The 6,375-nt window shown below is 65.9% G+C and carries 6 protein-coding genes; all 6 read right to left on the bottom strand.

What is annotated here, in order from left to right:
* Positions 1–29: 29 nt before the first annotated feature.
* On the bottom strand, positions 30–971 hold the full coding sequence (gene lpxC / locus HKL97_RS12570; RefSeq protein WP_291425865.1) for a UDP-3-O-acyl-N-acetylglucosamine deacetylase: 942 nt from the start codon (positions 969–971) through the stop codon (positions 30–32).
* A 172-nt stretch (positions 972–1,143) separates the two neighbouring features.
* Positions 1,144–2,607, bottom strand: coding sequence for a cell division protein FtsZ (ftsZ, locus tag HKL97_RS12575; protein ID WP_291425867.1), 1,464 nt, complete (start codon positions 2,605–2,607; stop codon positions 1,144–1,146).
* Between the two features lie 48 nt (positions 2,608–2,655).
* A complete protein-coding gene (gene ftsA, locus HKL97_RS12580) occupies positions 2,656–3,963 on the bottom strand; it encodes a cell division protein FtsA (RefSeq protein WP_291425869.1) in 1,308 nt (435 codons plus the stop codon).
* Between the two features lie 16 nt (positions 3,964–3,979).
* Complete coding sequence (locus HKL97_RS12585) at positions 3,980–4,930, bottom strand: cell division protein FtsQ/DivIB (protein ID WP_291425871.1); 951 nt, start codon at positions 4,928–4,930, stop codon at positions 3,980–3,982.
* Positions 4,918–5,823, bottom strand: coding sequence for a D-alanine--D-alanine ligase (locus HKL97_RS12590; RefSeq protein ID WP_291425873.1), 906 nt, complete (start codon positions 5,821–5,823; stop codon positions 4,918–4,920). Before HKL97_RS12590 ends, HKL97_RS12585 begins: the two co-directional genes overlap by 13 nt.
* On the bottom strand, positions 5,820–6,375 hold a 556-nt coding region (gene murB, locus HKL97_RS12595; protein ID WP_291425875.1), incomplete at its 5' end, for a UDP-N-acetylmuramate dehydrogenase. The genes HKL97_RS12590 and murB, both read right to left, overlap by 4 nt.

Here is a 6,375-nt window from a genome sequence, read left to right on the forward strand (position 1 = left end):
TCGCCGGATACCCGAACCTTGTTTGCGGCTCAGGCCGCCGAAAGCTGGCGCGCCACCACCACCGAGCCGCGCGTCAGCCGGTAATTCGCCTGATCCGCGAACACCGCGCGCAACAGCTGGTTATTCAGCGCATGCCCGGTGCGGCTGCCCACAAACCGGCCGCAGATCGGCGCCCCGGCCAGCGCCAGATCGCCCACCACGTCGAGCAGTTTATGCCGCACGAACTCATCGGCAAACCGCAACCCTTCCGGGTTCAAAATATTCGCGCCATCCACGACGATCGCGTTTTCCAAACTGCCCCCGCGCGCCAGCCCAACCTTGCGCAGCGCCTCAATCTCGGCCGCCTGCGCGAAGGTCCGCGCCGCGGCGATTTCAGCGGCGAAACTCTCCGCCGTCAGCTGAAAACTATACGCCTGCGCGCCGATCGCAGAAGCCGCGAACTCAATGGCCAGCGAAAGCTCAAACCCCGCCCCACCGGCGCCATGCGGGCGCAACTCGGCGAACGCGCCATCCTGCTCCACGCGCACCGTGCGCAAAATCTCCAGGCTTTCGCGCAAGCCTCCATGCGCAACCACGCCGGCACTCTCAATCAGGCGCAGAAACGGCGCGGCCGAGCCATCAAAAATCGGCACCTCCGCGGCGTCAACCTCAATCACCAGATCATCCACACCGCTCGCCGCCAGCGCGGCCATCAGATGCTCAATGGTCCCCACCCGCGCCGCGCCCAGGCTCACCACCGTGCACAGCCGCGTATCGTTCACATGGTCAAACCGCGCGGGAATCCGCACGCCCAGATCGGTGCGATGAAACACAATCCCAGCCCCCGGCTCGGCCGGCACCAGCCGCAGCGTCACATCCGCGCCGCTATGCAGCCCATGCCCGATGGCGAAAATCGCCGTCTTCAACGTCCGGCGCGGGGCCAGGGCGCGTTCGCTGCCGGTAAAGCTGTATCTGTCACGCAAAGACGACATTTTCGGGTCCATCATTAATAACAACTTACTATCTAGCCGCCGTCCCGCGCCACCGCCAGTCAATCATTATTTCCGATTATGTCGTCATAACAACCTGAATCTAAACAACAAAAAAACACCGAGCCGTCTCCGGCCCGGTGTTTCACAACGGCGCGGCGAACCCGCCGGGGGGTTAGTTGTTCCGGCGCAAAAACGCCGGAATGTCCAACCCGATCTCATCAAGCTGTGCTGGGCGCACGGCCGGGCGCGGCGCTTCGGTATGCACGGCCGGTTCCTGGCGGTGCGGCTGCACGGGCGCCGCCGCTTTGGAGCTGCCAAACCCGAACACGGATTTGAAAATGCTCGTGCTGCGCGGCGGTTCGGCCGGGCGCTGGGGTTCAGGCATCACAGCCGCGCGCATCACCGGCGCCGGGCGCACGGGCATGGGCGCGACCGGCTCACCAAGCTCCAGCTCCTGGCCGCCGTAGGCCTTGGAAACCAGCGGCGCGTTCGGTGGCTCGGGCACATAGCCGGCCGGGCGGGAAACGCTGCCGCCCTGGGGCATCTGCATCATCTGCGGTACGCCCGGATGCGGCTGCCCGGCGTTCTGGCTCACGGCCTGCGCCGGAAACGCGGCCGGCTCGGCCCCGCCATTCACCACCTGCAGCTTCGGCATCTGCTGCGGCTCGCTGTCAATTCCGGTCGCAACAACCGACACCCGGATCCGCCCCGCCATGCTCTCATCGAGCGACATGCCGAACATGATGTTCGCATCCTTGTCGACTTCCTCGCCAATCCGGTGCGCCGCCTGGTCAACCTCGAAGAGCGTCACATCCGAACCGCCGGTGATGTTGATGAGCAGACCATGCGCCCCGCGCATATTGGTATCTTCCAGCAACGGATTGCTGATCGCGGCTTCGGCGGCGCGAATCGCGCGGTCCTCACCCTCGGCCTCGCCGGTGCCCATCATCGCCTTGCCCATGACTGACATCACCGAGCGGATATCGGCATAGTCGAGGTTCACGATACCGGGCAGCACCATCAAATCGGTCACGCCGCGCACGCCCATATAGAGGACGTTATCGGCCATCTCGAAAGCCTCCTTCCAGCCGGTCCGCTCATTGGCGACCTTGAAGAGGTTCTGATTGGGGATCACGATCAGCGTATCGACATAGGCCTGCAGCTCGGCAATGCCTTCCTCGGCGGCGCGCATGCGCTTCTTGCCCTCGAAGGCAAACGGCTTGGTGACGACACCAACCGTCAGAATGTTACGCTCACGTGCCATCCGCGCGATCACCGGCGCGGCGCCGGTGCCGGTGCCGCCGCCCATACCGGCGGTGATGAACACCATATGCGTATCTTCCAGATGCCGCGCCAGATCATCCGCCGCCTCATCGGCTGATGCTTTGCCAACTTCCGGCCGCCCGCCAGCACCGTTGCCCTGGGTGAGGTGCGGTCCGAGTTGAATGCGCTTTTCCGCCAGCGAGCGTTGCAGCTGCTGCGCGTCCGTATTCGCCACCACAAAATCCACGCCCGGCAATTGCAGCGAGATCATGTTATTAACGGCATTACATCCACCGCCACCAACGCCGAACACGGTAATCCGCGGCGTGAAGTCGGTCGTCGACGTCTTCTGGATCGTCAGGTTCAGGGTCATCGGTTATCTCCTCAAGGCAGTATCGGTAAAGAACGCTTCGTTTTCATGTCAAACACGATTTTTTAAAAAATCGACGAGGCCGCGGAACCATCCGCCGCCCCGCTCATTCTCGAAATTTATATCCTGCATGGTCTGGCCTTCGCCGGTGGCAAAAGCCAGCAATCCCACCAGCGTCGCGAAGTTGGGCGCGCTCGCCGAATCGGGCAGCCCGATCACCCCGCCCGGCCGGCCCAGCCTTACGTTACGCTCCAGTATCTGCGCGCTAAGTTCGCGCACGCCGCCCAGTTGCGAGGCGCCGCCGGTCAGCACCACGCGCGTGCCGCCCGCATCGCCGTAGCCGCCGGTTTCCAGCCGGTCCTTCACCAGCTCGAAAATCTCCTCGATTCGCGGCCGGATTACGCTGATCAGCATGGAGCGCGGCATTTTCGCGATCTGGTGCTCATCCTCGCCCACCTGCGGCACCGGCAGCAGCTCGCGCTCATCATCGGGGCTGCCCTGGCAGTTGCCGAACAGCGCCTTCAACCGCTCCGCATGCACGACTGACGTGGAGAATCCCCGCGCGATGTCATTGGTGACATGAATCCCCCCCAGCGGAATCTGCGCCGTATGCACCACCTGCCCCTCGGAGAACACGGCCATCGAGGTGGTGCCCCCGCCCATGTCGATCACCGTCGCCCCCAACTCGCGCTCATCGCCCACCAGCGATGCCAGCCCCGCCGCCAGCGGCGCCGACACCAGCGCCGCGATATCCAGCTCGCAGCGCGACAAACAGGCCGAGAGCGTGCGCAACGCCGTGTTGCCTGCATCCACCACATGCAGCTGCGCCGAGAGCGTATCGCAAAACAACCCGCGCGGATCGAGCACGCCATCAGTTCCATCGGTGGAAAAACTCAACGGCAGCGCATGGATCGTCGCCCGCCCCTCAGCCGCCGCGCGCGCGCGCGCCTCGCGCACCACGCGCTTGATGTCATCTGCGGTCACCGCGCGGCCATCCACCGGCCATTGCACATTGAACAACCGCGATTCCGGCTGCCCGCAGGAGAGGTTCACATAAACCGACTTCAGCCGCATATCGGCGGCCTCCTCGGCAGCGCCCACCGCCGCGCGAATCGCCTTCTCCGCCTCTTCCAGGTCCACAATGCCGCCAGATTTAATCCCCCGGCTCTTCTGCCAGCCAAAGCCCAGAGCGCGCAGCCGCCCGTCGGATTCCGCCCGCCCGATCAGGCAAGCAATTTTCGACGAGCCGATATCCAGCACGCCAAACGGCCCCGATCGCAGCACCTTGCCACGCAGCGTCTCCTCCGGCAGCGGCTTCATCGCGCGCTCCAGCGCGCCCCGGCGAGAGAGATCATTCATGCGCGCCTGCCCTTTTTCATGTGTGGCTGTCCTTGGCCGAAGCAGGCGCCGCCGCCGGATAGGGGCGCACCACCAATTTACCCGCCTGGCGCAGGTCGATCACCTCAACCGGCCTGTCGAGCAGCTGCATGCTGGTCTGCAAGGCGCCAAGCTGGTTGATCGCCTCCTTCTCGCCCTCAACCGGCAGCTTCACCAGCGTCTGGTCCTTCAGGATCAGATTCCAGCGCAGCCCATCCACCCGCTCCGCCGCAGTCACCCGCGAAGCCAGCGCGGGCACGCTCTTCAACTCGCTCATCAGCGCCGCCGCATATTGCGGCGCATCCGCCCCCGTGAGCAGCAGCAGCGAGGGCTCCCGCCGTTTCGCCGCCGCCGCATCCTGTCCGGCGATCACCTTGCCGTTTTTGTCGATCAACACAAACTGCGCCGGCGCGCCATTGGCGCCGCCGGTCTGCCAGATGGCAAAGGCATTCCGCTCGGTGATGTTCACAATCAACGTTCCTGGCAGCACGCGCTCCACCGTGGCGCTCTGTACCGGGCCCAGCTGTTCTACGCGGGCCTGCACCGCGCCCAGCGAAAACCCCAGCGCCGGCTCGCCCGGCTGCACGCCGATGGCCGCCCGCAACGCCGCCGGGTCTACCGTCTGCGCGCCCCGCACCTCGATTTTTGAAATCCTCAGCCCCACATCGGCCCCCAGCGCCGCCAGGCCAAAGCCGCCATGATGCGCGCTCACCTGCGCGGGCGCCGGCGCGGAAGCGATGGAGGGCAGCGAGCGCACCAGCTCCCCCCCCACGATCAGCACCGAAACCGCGCCCAGCACCCATAGCCCTGGCTTCAGGCTGCGCTTCACCCGCCGGAAATAGAGCTTGCGCGTGCTCAGCCGGTCCTGCGGCGCGGCCGTCTTTTTCGCCCGCGCACGCGGCGGCGCGGCGGGAATCGCCGCCCGCGCGGTGGCGCCTACACGCGGCATGCCGCCCGCTCCACCATCCAGACGCAAAGCGCGCGGAAATCCATGCCCACATAGGCCGCCTGTTCGGGCAGCAGCGAGGTGGGCGTCATCCCCGGCTGCGTGTTCACCTCCAGCAGCACCAGCCGCCCGCTCGCATCGTCGTAGCGCAAATCCGCCCGGCTCGCGCCGCGGCACCCCAGCGCCCGGTGCGCCGCCAGCGCCACATCGCGCGCCCGCTGCGCCACCTCGGCGGGGATATCCGCCGGCACCACATGGCGCGAGCCGCCGGCGGCATATTTGGCGTGGTAATCATAAAAACTCTCTTCGGAGAGTATTTCCGTCACCACCAGCGCGCGGTCCTCCAGCACACCCACGGTCAACTCCCGCCCCGGCACGAACTGCTCGACCATCGCCGGGCCGTAATGCCATTCCTTCACAATTTGCGCCCGGTTGTTGCCGCCCGGCTGCACGATATAAACCCCCACCGAGGAGCCTTCATTCACCGGTTTCACCACATAGGGCGGCGGCAGCGGGTCATGCTCGGCCAGCTCCGCGATGTCGATCACCCGGTGCGGCGCCACCGGCAGCCCGGCATGCGCGAACACCGCCTTGGCCGCGGCCTTATCCATCGCCAGCGCGGAGGCCCGCACGCCCGAATGCGTGTAGGGAATCCCCAGGTAATCCAGCACGCCCTGAATCGTGCCATCCTCGCCAAAACGCCCGTGCAGGGCGTTGAACACCACATCCGGCGCGGGGGTGAGCGCCGCAATCACCGCGCGCAGATCCTCGCCCACTTCCACCGGCAACACCTCGAACCCTGCGCTGCGCAGCGCCGCGATTACCTGCGCGCCCGAGCGCAACGAAACCTCACGCTCGGCGGACATGCCCCCCAGCAAAACCGCAACACGCATCATGCGGGCACTCCAATCCGTTTAATTTCCCAGCGCAGCGAAACCCCTGCGTTGCTCTGCACGCGCGCGCGCACATCCTCGCCCAGCCCCTCCAGATCCGCCGCCGTGGCCTCTCCGGTATTAATCAGGAAATTACAATGAAGTTCCGAAACCTGCGCACCGCCGCGGCGCAACCCCCGGCACCCGGCGGCATCAATCAGCTCCCAGGCCTTCTGGTCAGGCGGATTGGCGAAGGTCGAGCCTCCCGTGCGTGCGCGCACCGGCTGGCTCGCCTCGCGGCTGGTCTTTATCTGCGCCATCTTCGCCGCAATTGCCTGCGCATCACCCTTGCGCGCGCGCAGCCTGGCCCGCACCACCACCGCATCGGCCGGCAAATTCGCATGGCGATAGCTCAGGCCCAGCTCATGCGCCTCCACGCGCACCAACTCACCCGCGCGCGTCACAATCTCCACCCAGTCGAGCACCTGCGCCATATCCCCGCCGTAGGCGCCCGCGTTCATCGCCACCGCGCCGCCGATGGTCCCTGGAATGCCGGAGAGAAACTCCAGCCCCGCC

It is taken from the genome of Acidocella sp., assembly GCF_013044125.1.
Lineage (GTDB): Bacteria > Pseudomonadota > Alphaproteobacteria > Acetobacterales > Acetobacteraceae > Acidocella.